This is a genomic window from Stenotrophomonas sp. YJH_SMC_119 (assembly GCF_059368315.1).
Genome location: NZ_JCAFRP010000005.1, coordinates 195,435 through 210,781, shown reverse-complemented (window position 1 = coordinate 210,781; position 15,347 = coordinate 195,435). Strand labels below are relative to the sequence as shown.

Sequence of the window (15,347 nt, the reverse complement as noted above, 5' to 3'; positions counted from 1 at the left end):
ACAGACTGAATGGGGTCTACGGACTGTCGGTTAAACCACCCGGGCCCGCAACAGGTCATGAATGTTCAGCGCGCCAACCGCGCGGCCCTGGCCATCAACCACGATCAGGCCGGTGATCTTGTGGGTCTCCATCAGGCGGGCGGCCTCGACCGCCAGCTGGTCGGCGCCGATGGTGCGCGGGTTGCGGGTCATCACGTCGGCGATCTTCGCCGTGCGCACGTCCAGCGCACTGTCCAGCGCACGGCGCAGGTCGCCGTCGGTGAACAGCCCGATCAGCACGCCGTCGGCGTCAACCACGGCGGTCATGCCCAGCCGCTTGCGGCTCATTTCCACCAGCGCCTCGCTGAGGCTGGCGTCGGCGCCCACGCTGGGCAGGTCGTCGCCGGTGTGCATGACGTCGGTGATGTGCAGCAGCAGGCGACGGCCGAGGCTGCCGGCCGGGTGCGAGCGGGCGAAGTCATCGGCGGTGAAGCCACGTGCATCGAGCAGGGCCACGGCCAGTGCATCGCCCATCGCCAGCGAGGCGGTGGTGCTGGAAGTGGGTGCCAGCGCCAGCGGGCAGGCCTCGGCCGGCACGCTCACGTCCAGATGGATGTCGGCGGCGGTGGCCAGGCTGGACTGCGGGCGGCCGGTCATGGAGATCAGCAGGTTGCCCTGGCGCTTGAGCACCGGCAGCAGCATCAGCACCTCGTCCGATTCGCCCGAGTAGGACAGGGCCAGCACGACGTCGTCCTCGGTGATCATGCCCAGGTCGCCGTGGCCGGCTTCACCGGGGTGCACGTAGAACGCCGGCGTACCGGTAGAGGCCAGGGTGGCGGCGATCTTGCGCGCGATATGCCCGGACTTGCCCATGCCGGTGGCAACCACCCGCCCGCGGCTGGCCAGGATCGCCTGGCAGGCCTGCTGGAAGGCCTCGCCGAGGCGGTCGGCCACGGCATCCAGGGCCTGCCGCTCGATCTCGAACACGCGGCGGCCACTGGCAACCAGGCCGGCAGGGTCGACGGAACGGGGGGGCAACAGGGATTCGGCCATGCGGACGCCACGCAGCGGAAGTAGAATGGACCCACATTTTATTAGGAAAGCCCGTTGGACGCCGACACCATCCGCAATCTGATCGAAACCGGCCTGCCCGGCGCCCGCGCCGACGTGCAGGGCGACGATGGCGTGCATTTCGAAGCGACCGTGGTCTGCGAGGCCTTCGCCGGCAAGATGCCGCTGGCCCGCCACCGCATGGTGTACGCCACCCTGGGCGACCTGATGGGCGGCGCGATCCACGCGCTGGCGCTGAAAACCGTGACCCCGGCCGAAGCCGGCTGAACCGCAGAAGATCCCGAATACATGGCCAAGATCGTTGTGACCGGCGGCGCTGCGCTGCACGGTGAAGTGAGCATCTCCGGCGCCAAGAACGCCGTCCTCCCCATTCTCTGCGCGACCCTGCTGGCCGATGCGCCGGTGGAGATCACCAACGTGCCGCACCTGCACGACGTGGTCACCACGGTGAAGCTGCTCGGCGAGCTGGGCGCCAAGGTCACCATCGACCAGGGCACGCTGTCGCGCGGCAGCGCGATCGTGGTCGACCCGCGTCCGGTCAACCAGCACGTCGCACCGTATGAGCTGGTCAAGACCATGCGCGCCTCGATCCTGGTGCTGGGCCCGCTGCTGGCCCGCTTCGGCGCCGCCGAAGTGTCGCTGCCGGGCGGCTGCGCGATCGGCTCGCGACCGGTCGACCAGCACATCAAGGGCCTGCAGGCGCTGGGCGCCGAGATCGTGGTCGAGAACGGCTTCATCAAGGCCAGCGCCAAGCGCCTGAAGGGTGGCCACTTCACCTTCGACATGGTCAGCGTCACCGGCACCGAGAACGTGCTGATGGGCGCAGTGCTGGCTGAAGGGACCACCGTCCTCGACAACTGCGCGATGGAACCGGAAGTGACCGACCTGGCGCACTGCCTGATCGCGCTGGGCGCGAAGATCGAAGGCCTGGGCACCGCCCGCCTGGTGATCGAGGGCGTCGAGCGCCTGTCCGGTGGCCGCCACGAAGTGCTGCCCGACCGCATCGAGACCGGCACCTTCCTGGTGGCCGCGGCGATGACCGGTGGCAAGCTCACGGTCAACCGTGCGCGCCCGAACACCATGGACGCGGTGCTGTCCAAGCTGGTCGAGGCCGGTGCGAAGATCGAGACCACCGACGACAGCATCACCCTGGACATGCAGGGCAGGCGGCCGAAGGCGGTCAACCTGACCACCGCGCCGTACCCGGCATTCCCGACCGACATGCAGGCGCAGTTCATGGCGCTCAACTGCGTGGCCGATGGCGTGGGCGTGATCAACGAAACGATCTTCGAGAACCGTTTCATGCACGTCAACGAACTGCTGCGCCTGGGCGCGGACATCCAGGTTGAAGGCCACACCGCCATCGTGCGTGGCAGCGAGCACCTGAGCGGCGCACCGGTGATGGCGACCGACCTGCGTGCGTCGGCCTCGCTGATCCTGGCCGGCCTGATGGCCAGCGGCGATACCACCATCGACCGCATCTACCACCTTGATCGTGGCTACGAGAACATCGAAGAGAAGCTGTCTTCACTCGGCGCCACCATCCGGCGCGTGCCATGATCCTGCGCGGCAAGTTCAGCCCGCGTCGCAAGGCGCTGCTGGCCCTGGTGCTGATCGTGCTGGCGTGGCTGGGCTATGCCTGGTACGCCAACATCGCCATCACCCAGGGCATCGAGCAGAAGGACATGGACTGGAACGGCGATGGTACGGTCTCGCGTGATGAAATCATCGAGTCGTTCTATGCGGTCGCAGTGAACGACAGCCAGGACGGCAACCGTCATTGCCGCACCTTCGTCTGGCGCAGCACCGGTGAGCAGATCCGCGTGGACTGCCGCACCGAGTTCAAGCCGGCGGCGGCTGAGGAAAAGAAGTAAGAAAAACGCCCGCGAAAGCGGGCGTTTTCTTTTCGCGGGGCCCGGGGTCGGATCCCTTTCCATCGGAAAGGGCTCCGTCCCCAGCCACACAACCGGGGTCAGAGCCCATCCCCGAGGGGATGGGATCCGACCCCGGCACTCAGTTCATCGCCTTGATGGTCAGGTCCAGCGCATCGCGGCCGCTCTCACGCTGCAGCATGCGCGCCGGCACCGGGAAGTCCGGCACGATCCAGGCGATCAGCTCCTTGTTGCCATCGGCGCGCGAGACCTTGGTCGCCTCGTAACTCTTGCCGGCCACGGTGATCGATTCCTTGCCGATCACGCGGTAGGTCATGTTCTTGATCCGGCCTTCGTCCACCATGCGATAGGTCAGCGGCTTGCCGGCGGCCAGGTCACGGGCGATCGCCAGGTTGATCAGCAGCGCGTCCATGTCGCCTGCTTTCAGCGCGATGGGGCCCGCACGGTCCGGCTTGATGTCGCCGGTCCAGGTGGCCTGGTTGCTGGTCCAGTTGTAGTTGGCCTGCACGTTGCGCTTCTTCACCAGCAGTGCCGAACGGTCCTGGCTGCTGAGCGGGCGCAGCTGGCCACGCACTTCCTCGAACACCGTGCTCTGGCTGAGGTCGGCCAGCTGGTTCTTCACCTGCAGGCTGTAGCGCCATTTGTTGCTGCCTTCGCTGGCCAGGGTCATGGTGCCGTTGGCCTGCATGCCCATGTAGCTGGCCAGGTAATCCGCCTTGAACGGTTCCAGCGCCATGGCCGGCAGACTGGCCACGGTCAGGGCAGCGGCTGCGATCCAGGTGAGGGGGCGGGTCAGGGTATTCATGCTCAGACTCCTTGGTATTCGATCAGGCGCAGGTCGACGCGGTCTTCGCCGTCTTCGCGTTGCAGGATGCGCACCGGGGTGGGGACACCGTTGGCGATCCAGAGAATGGTTTCGCTTCTGCCACCGTTGGTCCGGTAGACCCGCAGCGCGTTGTAGGACAGGTCGCCGACCTCGACGTTCTCGGTCTGCGGCGCGGCCTGGTAGTCGTGTTCGCGGACCTTGCCCATGTCCACGTAGCGGTAATGCATGGTGGCGCCCGGACGCGCATCGCGCATGATCGCCAGGTTGATCAGCAGCGCGCTCTGGTCGCCGGCCCGCAGCGGAATCGGCTGCGCGCGCTCCTTCTTGACGTCGCCGGTCCATTGCGCGGTGCCGGCCTGCCAGTTGTAAGTGCCCACGGCCTTCTTGCCCAGGAACAGGCCCTTGCGCACCGTGCTCTGGCTGAGCGGTGCGTAGACGCCACTGCGCTCCTCGAACACCGTGCTCTGCTCGATATTCAGGCCGAGCACGCTGGCAAAGCCGCGGCGGCCGACCACCTGCATGTCCACGCGCCACTGGCTGCCGCCGGTGTGGGTGACCTGCATGCTGGCATCACCCGCTTCCTTGCCCTTGTAGAAGGCCTGGTAGGTGGCGGTGAACGGCTGCAGCGGCGGCGGCTCCCAGGCCAGTGCCGGCAACAGCGGCACACTGGGCTCGTTCGGTGGCAGCGCAGCGGGTGTGGGCGGCGGTGAAGCCGCAGGCGGCTGCGCCTGGCCCCAGCCCACAGCGGGAAGCACGGCAAGCGACAACAGCAGTGAAGTGGACAGCAGCGTCGTGGTCTTCATGGAGGACAGGAACCGCAGGAGGGGGCAGGATGCCAGCCCCGCAGTCAGCGGGGCGTGTGCAAGAGCGTTACCGGTTCAGGTTTCCGGCGGAATCTAGGGCCAAGGGGCTAAACAGGGGGTGACCGTCCAGCCAGGGCTGACCCTCCCGTTCAGCCAGGCGGCCCTCGCACAGCAGCTGCAGTGTGGCGATCAGCAGCGGATGCTCCACCGCAAGCACGCGTGCGGCCAGCGCCTGCGCGTCATCGCCGGGCCGCACCGGCACGCGGGCCTGCGCCAGCACCGCGCCGGCATCCAGTTCGGGGACCACCAGGTGCACGCTGGCGCCATGCTCGGCGTCACCGGCCTGCAGCGCCCGCGCGTGGGTGTCCAGGCCCTTGTGCAGCGGCAGCAGCGACGGGTGGATGTTGACCAGGCGGCCATCGAAACGCTGCACGAAGGCCGGACCAAGGATGCGCATGTAGCCGGCACAGACGATCCAGTCCGGCTGTACCGCGGCAAGCGCATCGCCGAGCGCCTGCTCGTAGCTGGCGCGGTCGCTGAATTCCTTCGGTGCATGCGCCCAGCGCAGGCCGGCATCGACACGCAGCAGGGCCTCTGCGGCGGGGCGGTCGGAGAACACGCCGACCACCTCGGCCGGCAGGCGGCCGCTGCCGATCGCGTCGAGGATGGCCTGCAGGTTGCTGCCGCGGCCCGAGGCGAGCACAGCGATGCGGGTTGGGGCGGTCATTGCAGGCAACTCCGGCGGATCAGAGGCCAGGTCAGCAGGCTGCCGACGGTCGCCATCAGCATGTCGGCATGCGCATCCCACATGTCACCCTGCTGGCCGTTGTAGGCTTCGGCGGCATCCGGCGACAGCGCCAGCGCGATGGCCCATTCGAACCATTCGTAGACCAGGCTGGCACACATCACCGTCATCACCGCCAGGGTGAAGGCCTGGCCCAGGCGCAGCGCCGGCCACGCATGACGGGCCAGCTGCAGCAGTGCGGGGGTGAAGCAGACGCCGAACAGGAAGTGGATGAGGCGGTCGAAATGGTTGCGCTGCCAGCCGAAGGCCGCATTCGGCGACCAGCCGGTCAGCATCTGCGCCCAGGCGTCGTAGGGCACGTTGGAATACAGCCAGCGCGCCGCCACGCAGTGCAGGGCGATGAAGCCGCAGATGGCGATGAAGGCGCCGTTGCCCAGCCAGCCGCCGCGGCGGTCAACCCACAGCAGGGCGGCCAGACCGACCACGGTCAGCGTGCTGTGCAGGGCCTGCTCGATGGGCCACAGCGGGTGGATCCAGCTGATCGCGAAGACCGCCAGTACGGCGGCGAAAGCCCACTTCTTCGGGACCGGGAAGCGGCGGGTGGTGGGCGAATCAGACGTCGGGAGGGCAGGCGCGGACATGGGAAATCGATCAGATGAGGACGGGGCGTCTGCCGGCAGGTTCAGGCACTGAGGTGATCACCGCGGTCGAACAGCGCAGCCATTTCCGGCTTGGACAGGAACACCCAGGCATAGGCGGCCAACGCCATGCCCAGTGGTCCAGCCAGCACGCCCAGCCACGCCGCGCGCTGGCACCAGGCCAGCCCGGTGCGATGTGACAGCTGGCGCGCGGTGTGCAGCTGCACGAACCCCAGCACGGCGGCCAGCACGGCGATGGACGCATAGACCGTGGTCAGCATCCAGGCATCCTCCAACCCGCGCGACTGGGCCACCCAGCCGCTGAGGCCGAGGAACGCCACCGCGGCGACCCAGTGGAAACCGGCCAGGGCGTAGAACAGCACTCTCAGTGTCTGCAGATGGCTGGTCAGCTGCAGCTGCGCCAGGGTCTGATGCGGCAGCGGCGGTGGATTGCCGGAGGCGGTCATGCGGTCGCGGCGGGAAGGTCGAAGGCGGCCTTGACCTGCGGGCGCAGCAGGGTGATCAGGCTGAACACCCCCAGCACCGTGCCGACCGGCGTGAACAGGCAAGCCAGGCCAGCCGCGATCAGGCACAGCAGATGGCGACGGCGGCGGGACAGGCAGCGGCCGGCATAGGCCACGAACGCGCCCAGCGTGATGCCACCGAACACGACGACGCAGCCGAGAACGGTGAACACCCAGCCCATCAGGCGCTGTTCCTCCAGCGAGGAGGGCCCGCCGCCGGACTTCATCGGCAGGCTGCCGGTCAACGCGGCGATGCCGATCACGATGTGCAGGATGAAGATCAGCGAGAACAGCACGATCAGGCCACCGACCACGTAGTGTGCGATGGCCAGCATGCGCAGGTGGTCGGCATCCTGCGCGCTGAACGGCGGTACCGTCGCCAGCGGCGGCGGCACGGGGGCGGGCGACAAAGGGGGCGTTGCGTCCATGCGGGGCTCCTGGGTTGCCGGCGTCAGCCGATGTGGACGCGTTCGGCGCCTTCGGCGGTGACCACCTGGCCGATGGTCCAGTGCTCCAGGCCCTGCGCCTTGACTGCATCGGAAACGGCAGCCACCTGGTCCGCTGCGACGATCAGCACGAAGCCGATGCCGCAGTTGAAGGTGCGCCACATCTCGCTGTCGGCCACCGCGCCTTCCTTCTGCAGCCACTGGAACACCGGCGGCAGGGCCCATGACGACGCCTGGATGTCCAGGCCGAGGCCGTCGGGCACTACGCGGATGATGTTCTCGGTCAGGCCGCCGCCGGTGATGTGGGCCATGCCATGGATGGCCTCGCCGTGCGACTTCAGCAGCGACAGGATCGGCTTCACATAGAGGCGGGTCGGTGCCATCAGCGCATCGACCAGCTTCACGCCGCCTTCCAGCTCCAGATCGGCCGGGCGACCGGCGCGGTCGTAGATGCGGCGCACCAGCGAGTAGCCGTTGGAGTGCGGGCCGGAGGAGGCGATGCCGATCAGCACGTCGCCGGCGGCCACGCTGGCGCCGTCCTTCAGCTCGCTCTTCTCCACCGCGGCGACCGTGAAGCCGGCCAGGTCGTATTCGCCGGGGGCGTACATGTCGGGCATTTCAGCGGTTTCGCCGCCGATCAGCGCACAGCCGGCCTCGGTGCAGCCGTTGGCGATGCCGCCCACGACCGCTGCGGCGGTGTCGATGTCCAGCTTGCCGGTGGCGAAGTAGTCCAGGAAGAACAGCGGTTCGGCGCCCTGCACCAGCACGTCGTTCACGCACATGGCGACCAGGTCGATGCCGATCGTATCGTGGCGGTTCAGCTGGTGGGCCAGCTTCAGCTTGGTGCCCACGCCGTCGGTACCCGACACCAGCACCGGCTCGCGGTACTTGTTGGACAGGTCGAACAGGGCACCGAAGCCACCCAGGCCGCCCATCACTTCCGGGCGGAAGCTGCGCTTGACCAGGGGCTTGATCCGCTCGACCAGCGCATTGCCGGCGTCGATGTCGACCCCCGCGTCACGGTAGGTGAGGGGGGAGGGGGCGGAAGACGGGGTGTTGGTCACGGGCGTCGGCGCTGGCAGGGGTTGAACGGGCGATTTTAACAGGCCGCATTGGCGCAAAGGCCGTATTCGGGCAACAATTCCCCCGGATACGTCGAGCCAATGGATGTCCTGATGCGCCGCAGCCTGATTCTGACCCTGCTCCTTGCGCTGAGCCTGCCGGTGGCCACGATGGCCCAGAGCGGCCTTCGCACCGAGGGTGATGTCGCCACCGCCAGTGGCGCGTACGAGGCCGAAGTGCCCGTCAACAGCCAAGCCGAGGCCGATCGCAACGGCGCCCTGGCCCGCGCCCTGAGCGTGGTACTGGGCAAGCTGTCCGGCGACCGCAGCGTGATGTCCCGCCCCGGCGTGGTGCAGGCGCTGCGCAACGCCAAGGACTACGTGGCCAGCTACGACTACAAGCAGGACCAGAGCGTGGGCGCCAGTGGCGCCCCCAGCTTCCGTACCCTGCTGGTGGCCCGCTTCCGCGAGGATGATGTCGACTCGCTGGTGTCGGCGCTGGGCCTGCCGCTGTGGCCGCAGCCGCGACCGAAGCCGGTGCTGTGGCTGGCTGTCGACGATGGCAGTGGCCCGCGCCTGGTCAGCGTGCAGCAGGCCAACGCCGCCCGGCCGTTGCTGAACCGCGCCATCGAGCGCGGCTACAAGCTGGGCCTGCCCAGTGGTGGCGCCGCCGAACAGGCGCTGGCGGGTGCGATCTGGCGCCAGGACAGTGCCGCCGTGGCCCGTGCCTCCTCGCGCTACTCGCCGCCGATGCAGCTGATCGGCAAGTTGTACCGCGCCAATGGCGGCTGGCAGGCGGACTGGGTGTTCGTCGACAACGGCCGTGAACTGAACAAGTGGACCAGCAAGGACGCCAACGCCATGCGCGCGATGGCGGCCGGTGCCGACGGCGCCGCCGATGCGCTGGTCAAACGCTATGCCAAGGCCGGCGCCGCCGTCGGTCAGGCCGGGACCTACCGTGTGGTGGTCACCGGCATCAACAGCGCCGACGACTACCTGCGTCTGGCCGCCGGCCTGCGCGAGGTGCCGGTGGTGCGCAATGTCACCCCCCTGCATGCCTCGGCTGGCCAGCTGGAGCTGAACCTGGAGATGACCACCGGCCTGGCCGGCTTCAACCGCATGCTGGGCGACAACGGCGTGCTGGCGCCGAGCGCTCCGCTGCCGGCCCTGCCCGCTCCGATCGACGACACCACCGGTACCCCGGTGGCCGCCCCGGTCAGCAACGAGTACCGTCTGCGATGACTCTGACCCCGGAAGCGGAAATCGCGCAGTTCCTGCGCCGCCTGAAATACATCCTGTTCGCCGGCCTGATCGGCTGGGTGGTGTGGCTGCTGGCGCCGATCCTGACCCCGTTCGTGCTGGCGCTGGCGCTGGCCTGGCTGGGTGACCCGCTGGTGGACCGCATTGAGGCCACCGGCCGCTCGCGCATGACCGGCGTAGTGCTGGTGTTTGCGGCGATGGTGCTGGTGATCGTGGCGCTGCTGCTGGTGCTGGTACCGATGATCGAGCGCCAGATCACCACCCTGATCGCGGTTGCCCCGCAGGCACAGGCGTGGCTGATGGAGAAGGGGATTCCCTGGTTCGAGCAGAAGACCGGCCTGGAAGTGATGCAGTGGCTGGACCCGGACCGCCTGATCGAATGGGTGCGCAGCCACTGGCAGCAGGCCGGCGGCTTCGCCACCACGTTCATGGGCTACGTCTCGCGCTCCGGCTTCGCGATGGTGACCTGGGTGGTCAACATCCTGCTGCTGCCGATCCTGGCGTTCTACTTCCTGCGTGATTGGGACAAGCTGGTCGAGCGCGTGGCGTCGGTGATTCCGCGCAACCACATTGGCACCATCAGCGCGTTGGCGCGTGAGTCCAACGAGGTGCTGGGTGCGTTCATCCGCGGCCAGTTCCTGGTGATGCTGGCACTGGGCGTGATCTATGCCGGCGGCCTGTCGCTGGTCGGCCTCAAGCTGGGCCTGCTGATTGGCCTGATTGCCGGTCTGATCAGTTTCATCCCGTACCTGGGCGCGACCACCGGCGTGCTGATGGCGGTGATCGCCGCGCTGGTGCAGGCACAGGGCTTCGACCTGAAGCTGCTGATCCTGGTCGGCGTGGTGTTCACCGTGGGCCAGCTGCTGGAGAGCTACGTACTGACCCCGCGCATCGTCGGCGACAAGATCGGCCTGCACCCGGTGGCGGTGATCTTCGCGGTGATGGCCGGCGGCCAGCTGTTCGGCTTCCTCGGCATGCTGCTGGCGCTGCCGGTGGCGGCGGTGACCAACGTGCTGCTGCGCTACGCGCACCAGCGTTACCGCCAGAGCGAGTTGTACGTGGGCGAGAAGCCGGCAATCGTGCTTGACGGCGTGGTCGATGCGCCCCATATCATCGTTCCGAACGAAAAAGGCCCCGACCTGAAGTGATGGGTGTGCCGCAACTGCCGTTGGCCCTGCATTACCCGCGGGACCAGCGCCTGGAGACCTTCATCGGCGCGCCGGATGGCGCGCTGGCGCAGCTGCGCGCGATCGCGGTGGGTGCCAGCCACGATTGGGTCTACCTGGAAGGTGCGGCGGGCACGGGCAAGACCCACCAGGCGCTGGCGATGTGTTCCAGCGCCGAGCAGGCAGGGCGCCTGCCGACCTATGTGCCGCTGGCCAGTGCCGCCGGCCGCGTGCGTGCGGCGCTGGACGGGCTGGAAGCGCGCGAGCTGGTGGCGCTGGACGGCCTGGACGAGGTTGCCGGCAACCGCGACGACGAGATCGCGCTGTTCGATTTCCACAACCGCGCGCGCGCCGCGGGCGTGACCGTGCTGTACACGGCGCAGAAGGCCCCGGAAGCGCTGGGCCTGGTGCTGCCGGACCTGCGTTCACGGCTGGGCCAGTGCGTGCGCGTGCTGCTGCAGCCGCTGGATGAGGAGGGGCGGGCAGCGGTGCTGCGCGAACGCGCGCTGCGACGCGGTCTGGCGATCGACGAGGCATCCATCGAGTGGCTGCTGTCGCACACCGGGCGCGAGCTGGGTGGGTTGATCACGCTGCTGGACTGGCTGGACCGCGAGTCGCTGGCGGCGAAGCGGCGGATCACCGTGCCGTTCCTGCGCCAGGTGCTGGAAGAAGGCCGGCCCCGCTACTGAGGGTGGGGTTTGTTTGCAGGGCTGCGCCCTGCACCCGCAGAAGCAACGTCAACGTCAAAAGCTGGCTATCCGTGGGGATGGCGGGGTGGATCCGGTTGCGGGGGACGCTGCAAGTACGTCCATGTAAGCTCGGTCGCCGCATCCATGCGGCTCACGCCCCCGCAACCGGATCCACCCCGCCTTCGACAGGTTCCCGCGATCTGCCGGGACTGCGTACTGCACTGCTGACTGCTGACTGCTGACCGCTGACTGCTGTTGTTGGGTGTCGACCTTGGTCGTCACCAGAGCAAGCGCAGCGAAGCGACCCGCTTTTGCTTTTCTTTTTTCTTTTCCGTGGCTGGACGCCCACGGAAACTGTCAGAGGCCGGGCGGGGTGGGTTCGCGGGGGTGTCCGCGGCATGGATGCCGCGGCCAAGCCCCCAGGGACGGGTCCACGGCGTCCCCCGCGAACCCACACCGCCCGGCCAAGCACAGCTGTTGATTTGAGCGACCAGCCACGAGGGGCTCAGCCGTTCGCCGCCAACTCAGCATCCAGCGCACGCAGGCGATCCACGGTGCCGACATCGGTCCAGCGCCCGCGATGGTGCTGCCCGGTCATCAACCCCTGCGCCATGAAATGCTTCTGCAGCGGCACCACCGAGAACTTCGGCGGCAGCCGCTCGCTGCCCGGCGCCTCGCCGATCACCGTGCGCCAGTCGGCCACGATCGAAGGACGGTACACGCCGATGCCGGCATAGGTCAGGCACGGTCCTTCGCGATCGTGGTGCAGCACCCCCTGCGTATCGAGGCGGTAGTCACCGTCCGCGTGCTGAACCGGATTGTCGACCAGCACCAGGTGCGCCTGGCCCCGCGGCTCGCGCGGCAGCGTGGCGAAATCGAAATCGGTCCAGATGTCGCCGTTCACCACAAGGAACGGGGCATCGCCCAGCACTGGCAGGGCGTTGAGGATGCCACCGCCGGTCTCCAGCGGGGTCGCTCCTTCGTACAGGAAATGCAGATGCAGGCCCCATTGGCTGCCATCGCCCAGCGTCGCCGGGAACTGTTCGGCCAGCCATGCGGTGTTGACCACCACCTCGCGCACGCCGAGTGCGGCCAGGCGTTCCAGGTGCCAGACGATCAACGGCTTGCCAGCCACTTCCAGCAGCGGCTTGGGCGTGTGCAGGGTCAGCGGGCGCATGCGCTCGCCGAGGCCGGCGGCAAAGACCAGCGCCTTCATCGGGCCACGCGCATCGGTGCACCCAGCTCGGCCAGCGCCGGCTTGATGCGCTCGTCCAGCAGCTGCTGCAGCGGTGCCAGTTCCCGATAGCGCGGCAGCACTTCATCCAGATAGGTGATGAAGCGCGGTGCGTCGTCGAGGTAATGGCCCTTGTTGTCGCGGTAACGCAGCCGGCAGAACAGGCCCAGGATCTTCACGTGGCGCTGGATGCCCATCCAGTCGGCATCGCGCAGGAAGGTGGCGCGGTCGGGCACCGGCAGGCCGGCGTCACGGGCACGCTCGTGGTACTGCGCCAGCCACTCGTCCACACGCTCCAGCGGCCAGCTAAGGAACGCGTCCTTGAACAGGCTCATCGCGTCGTAGGCGATCGGGCCGCGCACCAGGTCCTGGAAATCCAGCACTGCGGGACCATTTTCGACCGGCATCAGATTGCGCGGCATGTAATCGCGGTGGGTCATCAGCTGGGCCTGGCCCAGCGCGTTGTCCATCAAGCGGCGGTGTACCAGCTGCAGCCCTTCGATCTCGCCGCAGTCCAGCTCCAGGTTCAGGTGGCGCTGCAGGAACCATTCGTCGAACAGGCCGGCATCGCGCTGCAGCAGTGCTTCGCCAAACTGGCCGAAGTCGGTCGGCACCGGGATCGCCTGCAGATGCAGCAGCTGTTCGATCGAACGGCCGAACCATTCATCGGCATTGCGCTCGTCGAGGATCCTGGCCAGGGTCGGGCCGCCGAGATCTTCCAGCAGCAGGAAGCCGGCATCCAGATCCTGCGCCAGCAGCGCGGGCACGCGCAGGCCGTTGTCGTGCAGCAGGCCGCGCATGCGCAGCCACGGCCTCGGATCTTCCAGCCCCGGCGGGGCATCCATCACGATGTGGCTGCCGCGCGTGCTGGTGGCGCGCCAGTAGCTGCGCATGCCGGCATCGACCGAGGCGCGTTCGACCACCGCGTTGGCATCATCGAGCTGGGTACGGGCCCACTGCAGGCGCTGCGCGCTGCGCTGGGGATCGGAGGCGGGTTCGGTCATGCAGGCATATCCGGGCGCGCCGGGCGCGCCAACGTCGGGAACAGGAAGGGAAGGAGGGACGGGGTCAGCGACGGCCGCTGAACAGGCGCAGCACGGCCAGCACGGCCACCGCACCCACTACCGCACCGAGGAAACCGGCCGGCTCACCGGGGGCGTACCAGCCCATGTACTGGCCGAACCAGCCGGCCACCAGGGCGCCAAGGATGCCCAGCACGATGGTCAGCAGGCAGCCCATGCGGTTGTTGCCGGGCATGAAGAAACGCCCGAGCAGGCCGACGAAGAAGCCGACCAGGATGATGTAGAGCCAGCTGCTGCTGCCGAACAGACCATTCATGCGCGCGATTTCCGCCAAGGGTGGACGCAGCCTAGCAAGGCCAGGCTGCGTCCGTCACGGGTGCCGGATCAGCAGCAGCCGTGGTCGCCGTGGCGGGTGCCGCTGTCGGCAGCCACCGGCGAACCGCTGGTCTCGCCGCGCAGGCTGGCCGCGTAGTGCTCGCTGATCACCTTGGACACGCAGGCGGTGACCTTCTTGCCCATGGGGATGTGCAGGAACTCGTTCGGGCCGTGCGCATTGGAGTGCGGGCCGAGCACGCCGGTGATCATGAACTGGGCACCCGGGAACTTCTCGCCCAGCATGCCCATGAACGGGATCGAGCCGCCTTCGCCCATGTACATCGCTGGCTTGCCGAAGAAGGCCTGGCTGGCGTCGTCGATGGCCTGGGTCAGCCACGGCGCCATGGCCGGGGCGTTCCAGCCGGTGGAGGCCTTTTCCAGGTCCAGGGTGACCTGCGCGCCATTCGGCGGGTCGCGCAGCAGCGCTTCCTTCAGCAGCTCGCCGCAGGTCTTGCCATCGGCCGTCGGCGGCAGGCGCAGCGACAGCTTCACCGAGGTCTGCGGGCGCAGCACGTTGCCGGCCGATTCCAGCGGCGGCATGCCACCGACGCCGGTGACCGACAGCGCCGGGCGCCAGGTGCGGTTGAGCACCAGCTCGGTCAGGTCCTCGTTCATCGGGCGCAGACCGTCGACCATCGGGAACTTCTCGAAGATCTCGGTATCCACCACTTCGGCGGCACGCTTGGCCTGTTCCAGGCGTTCGGCCGGGATCTCGACGTTCATGCCGTCGATCAGGATGCGGCCGGTCTCCTGATCCTCGATGCGCGAAAGGATCTGGCGCAGCAGGCGGAAGCTGGACGGGATCACGCCGGAGGCATCGCCGGAATGCACGCCTTCGTTGAGCACCTTCACGGTGAAATTGCCGCCGGTCAGGCCGCGCAGCGAGGTGGTGCACCACAACTGGTCGTAGTTGGCGCAGCCCGAATCCAGGCAGACCACCAGCGACGGCTTGCCGATGCGGTCGGCGAGGTGGTCGACGTAGGCTGGCAGGTCGTAGCTGCCCGACTCTTCACAGGCTTCGATCAGCACCACGCAGCGCGCGTGCGGCAGGCCCTGGGCCTGCAACGCCAGCACGGCGGCCAGCGAGCCGAAGATGGCGTAGCCGTCATCGGCGCCGCCGCGGCCATACAGCTTGTCGCCGCGCAGGACCGGGGTCCACGGGCCGAGGTCGTCGTCCCAGCCGGTCATTTCCGGCTGCTTGTCCAGGTGGCCGTAGAGCAGGATGGTGTCGTCGCCGGTCTCGGCGCCGGTGGCCGGAATTTCCAGGAAGATCAGCGGCGTACGGCCTTCCAGGCGCACCACTTCAACCTTCAGGCCGGGCAGCTGCTGGGCCCTGGCCCAGTTCTCCATCAGCGTGACCGCCTGTTCCATGTAGCCGTTCTGCACCCAATTGGCGTCGAACATCGGCGACTTGTTGGGAATGCGGATGTAGTCGACCAACTGCGGGACGATCTCGCTGTCCCACTTGTCATTGACGAATTGGCCGAGCTTGGCGCTGTCCATCTGAAACTCCGGTTGCATGGGCTGATGCGGCCATTCTACGCCTGTGCCACGGGTAGGGTTTTTCCTACATCACGTCGGGTATTTGGCTGGCTTACGGAAATCCGGGAAACCGA

General features: G+C 67.9%; 18 protein-coding genes. 6 read left to right on the top strand and 12 right to left on the bottom strand.

Annotation, left to right across the window (positions count from 1 at the left end):
* Nucleotides 1–30: 30 nt before the first annotated feature.
* Nucleotides 31–1,032 carry a KpsF/GutQ family sugar-phosphate isomerase gene (locus AC5P6S_RS10200; protein WP_033835544.1) on the bottom strand — a complete coding sequence of 334 codons (1,002 nt, stop codon included), beginning with the start codon at nucleotides 1,030–1,032 and terminating at the stop codon, nucleotides 31–33.
* Between the two features lie 54 nt (nucleotides 1,033–1,086).
* On the opposite strand from AC5P6S_RS10200, the gene AC5P6S_RS10195 reads away from it, so the two are divergent.
* From AC5P6S_RS10195 to AC5P6S_RS10185, 3 genes are read left to right on the top strand one after another with little or no spacing between them, the layout of a single operon-like run.
* Complete coding sequence (locus AC5P6S_RS10195) at nucleotides 1,087–1,317, top strand: BolA family protein (protein WP_005408396.1); 231 nt, start codon at nucleotides 1,087–1,089, stop codon at nucleotides 1,315–1,317.
* A 21-nt stretch (nucleotides 1,318–1,338) separates the two neighbouring features.
* A complete protein-coding gene (murA, locus tag AC5P6S_RS10190) occupies nucleotides 1,339–2,610 on the top strand; it encodes a UDP-N-acetylglucosamine 1-carboxyvinyltransferase (protein ID WP_049397530.1) in 1,272 nt (423 codons plus the stop codon).
* Entirely contained in the window at nucleotides 2,607–2,924 is a 318-nt protein-coding gene (locus AC5P6S_RS10185) for a hypothetical protein (protein ID WP_032957609.1), read from the top strand. The genes murA and AC5P6S_RS10185 overlap by 4 nt, the downstream gene beginning before the upstream one ends.
* A gap of 139 nt (nucleotides 2,925–3,063) precedes the next feature.
* Here the strand turns inward: AC5P6S_RS10185 and AC5P6S_RS10180 are convergent, their stop codons facing one another.
* The 7 genes from AC5P6S_RS10180 to purM form a co-directional block, all read right to left on the bottom strand.
* Nucleotides 3,064–3,747, bottom strand: coding sequence for a DUF3108 domain-containing protein (locus AC5P6S_RS10180; protein ID WP_005408399.1), 684 nt, complete (start codon nucleotides 3,745–3,747; stop codon nucleotides 3,064–3,066).
* Nucleotides 3,748–3,749: 2 nt separating this feature from the next.
* Complete coding sequence (locus AC5P6S_RS10175) at nucleotides 3,750–4,571, bottom strand: DUF3108 domain-containing protein (RefSeq protein ID WP_076739869.1); 822 nt, start codon at nucleotides 4,569–4,571, stop codon at nucleotides 3,750–3,752.
* Nucleotides 4,572–4,638: 67 nt separating this feature from the next.
* Nucleotides 4,639–5,298 (bottom strand): phosphoribosylglycinamide formyltransferase, encoded by a 660-nt coding sequence (purN, locus tag AC5P6S_RS10170; protein ID WP_005412505.1) that lies wholly within the window; start codon nucleotides 5,296–5,298, stop codon nucleotides 4,639–4,641.
* Complete coding sequence (locus AC5P6S_RS10165) at nucleotides 5,295–5,957, bottom strand: DUF2238 domain-containing protein (protein WP_060380282.1); 663 nt, start codon at nucleotides 5,955–5,957, stop codon at nucleotides 5,295–5,297. The genes purN and AC5P6S_RS10165 overlap by 4 nt, the downstream gene beginning before the upstream one ends.
* Before the next feature lie 41 nt (nucleotides 5,958–5,998).
* Nucleotides 5,999–6,421: a hypothetical protein gene (locus AC5P6S_RS10160; protein ID WP_005412507.1), complete on the bottom strand. Its 423-nt coding sequence runs from the start codon at nucleotides 6,419–6,421 to the stop codon at nucleotides 5,999–6,001.
* Nucleotides 6,418–6,906, bottom strand: coding sequence for a hypothetical protein (locus AC5P6S_RS10155; protein ID WP_323157106.1), 489 nt, complete (start codon nucleotides 6,904–6,906; stop codon nucleotides 6,418–6,420). The genes AC5P6S_RS10160 and AC5P6S_RS10155 overlap by 4 nt, the downstream gene beginning before the upstream one ends.
* A 23-nt stretch (nucleotides 6,907–6,929) precedes the next feature.
* Nucleotides 6,930–7,988, bottom strand: a complete 1,059-nt coding sequence (gene purM / locus AC5P6S_RS10150) for a phosphoribosylformylglycinamidine cyclo-ligase (RefSeq protein WP_043034199.1) — start codon at nucleotides 7,986–7,988, stop codon at nucleotides 6,930–6,932.
* Between the two features lie 99 nt (nucleotides 7,989–8,087).
* On the opposite strand from purM, the gene AC5P6S_RS10145 reads away from it, so the two are divergent.
* From AC5P6S_RS10145 to hda, 3 genes are read left to right on the top strand one after another with little or no spacing between them, the layout of a single operon-like run.
* A complete protein-coding gene (locus AC5P6S_RS10145; RefSeq protein WP_005412509.1) occupies nucleotides 8,088–9,227 on the top strand; it encodes a DUF2066 domain-containing protein in 1,140 nt (379 codons plus the stop codon).
* Nucleotides 9,224–10,393 (top strand): AI-2E family transporter, encoded by a 1,170-nt coding sequence (locus AC5P6S_RS10140; RefSeq protein ID WP_005408407.1) that lies wholly within the window; start codon nucleotides 9,224–9,226, stop codon nucleotides 10,391–10,393. The genes AC5P6S_RS10145 and AC5P6S_RS10140 overlap by 4 nt, the downstream gene beginning before the upstream one ends.
* Entirely contained in the window at nucleotides 10,393–11,100 is a 708-nt protein-coding gene (gene hda, locus AC5P6S_RS10135) for a DnaA regulatory inactivator Hda (RefSeq protein ID WP_005408408.1), read from the top strand. Before AC5P6S_RS10140 ends, hda begins: the two co-directional genes overlap by 1 nt.
* Nucleotides 11,101–11,605: 505 nt before the next feature.
* Here hda and murU read toward each other — a convergent pair.
* The 4 genes from murU to AC5P6S_RS10115 all read right to left on the bottom strand — a co-directional run bounded on the left by murU (nucleotide 11,606) and on the right by AC5P6S_RS10115 (nucleotide 15,234).
* Nucleotides 11,606–12,316, bottom strand: coding sequence for an N-acetylmuramate alpha-1-phosphate uridylyltransferase MurU (gene murU / locus AC5P6S_RS10130; RefSeq protein WP_005408409.1), 711 nt, complete (start codon nucleotides 12,314–12,316; stop codon nucleotides 11,606–11,608).
* Nucleotides 12,313–13,338, bottom strand: coding sequence for an aminoglycoside phosphotransferase family protein (locus tag AC5P6S_RS10125; RefSeq protein ID WP_012479354.1), 1,026 nt, complete (start codon nucleotides 13,336–13,338; stop codon nucleotides 12,313–12,315). Before AC5P6S_RS10125 ends, murU begins: the two co-directional genes overlap by 4 nt.
* A 64-nt stretch (nucleotides 13,339–13,402) precedes the next feature.
* A complete protein-coding gene (locus AC5P6S_RS10120) occupies nucleotides 13,403–13,672 on the bottom strand; it encodes a GlsB/YeaQ/YmgE family stress response membrane protein (RefSeq protein ID WP_005408411.1) in 270 nt (89 codons plus the stop codon).
* 68 nt (nucleotides 13,673–13,740) lie between these two features.
* Nucleotides 13,741–15,234, bottom strand: coding sequence for a M20 family metallopeptidase (locus AC5P6S_RS10115; protein WP_005408412.1), 1,494 nt, complete (start codon nucleotides 15,232–15,234; stop codon nucleotides 13,741–13,743).
* Nucleotides 15,235–15,347: the final 113 nt, after the last annotated feature.

Coding starts and splice junctions, on each gene's coding strand:
- AC5P6S_RS10200 (WP_033835544.1), bottom strand. CDS start 1,032: ATGGCCGAATCCCTGTTGCCCCCCCGTTCCGTCGACCCTGCCGGCCTG.
- murA (WP_049397530.1), top strand. CDS start 1,339: ATGGCCAAGATCGTTGTGACCGGCGGCGCTGCGCTGCACGGTGAAGTG.
- AC5P6S_RS10185 (WP_032957609.1), top strand. CDS start 2,607: ATGATCCTGCGCGGCAAGTTCAGCCCGCGTCGCAAGGCGCTGCTGGCC.
- AC5P6S_RS10180 (WP_005408399.1), bottom strand. CDS start 3,747: ATGAATACCCTGACCCGCCCCCTCACCTGGATCGCAGCCGCTGCCCTG.
- AC5P6S_RS10175 (WP_076739869.1), bottom strand. CDS start 4,571: ATGAAGACCACGACGCTGCTGTCCACTTCACTGCTGTTGTCGCTTGCC.
- purN (WP_005412505.1), bottom strand. CDS start 5,298: ATGACCGCCCCAACCCGCATCGCTGTGCTCGCCTCGGGCCGCGGCAGC.
- AC5P6S_RS10165 (WP_060380282.1), bottom strand. CDS start 5,957: ATGTCCGCGCCTGCCCTCCCGACGTCTGATTCGCCCACCACCCGCCGC.
- AC5P6S_RS10160 (WP_005412507.1), bottom strand. CDS start 6,421: ATGACCGCCTCCGGCAATCCACCGCCGCTGCCGCATCAGACCCTGGCG.
- AC5P6S_RS10155 (WP_323157106.1), bottom strand. CDS start 6,906: ATGGACGCAACGCCCCCTTTGTCGCCCGCCCCCGTGCCGCCGCCGCTG.
- AC5P6S_RS10145 (WP_005412509.1), top strand. CDS start 8,088: ATGGATGTCCTGATGCGCCGCAGCCTGATTCTGACCCTGCTCCTTGCG.
- AC5P6S_RS10140 (WP_005408407.1), top strand. CDS start 9,224: ATGACTCTGACCCCGGAAGCGGAAATCGCGCAGTTCCTGCGCCGCCTG.
- hda (WP_005408408.1), top strand. CDS start 10,393: ATGGGTGTGCCGCAACTGCCGTTGGCCCTGCATTACCCGCGGGACCAG.
- murU (WP_005408409.1), bottom strand. CDS start 12,316: ATGAAGGCGCTGGTCTTTGCCGCCGGCCTCGGCGAGCGCATGCGCCCG.
- AC5P6S_RS10125 (WP_012479354.1), bottom strand. CDS start 13,338: ATGACCGAACCCGCCTCCGATCCCCAGCGCAGCGCGCAGCGCCTGCAG.
- AC5P6S_RS10120 (WP_005408411.1), bottom strand. CDS start 13,672: ATGAATGGTCTGTTCGGCAGCAGCAGCTGGCTCTACATCATCCTGGTC.
- AC5P6S_RS10115 (WP_005408412.1), bottom strand. CDS start 15,234: ATGGACAGCGCCAAGCTCGGCCAATTCGTCAATGACAAGTGGGACAGC.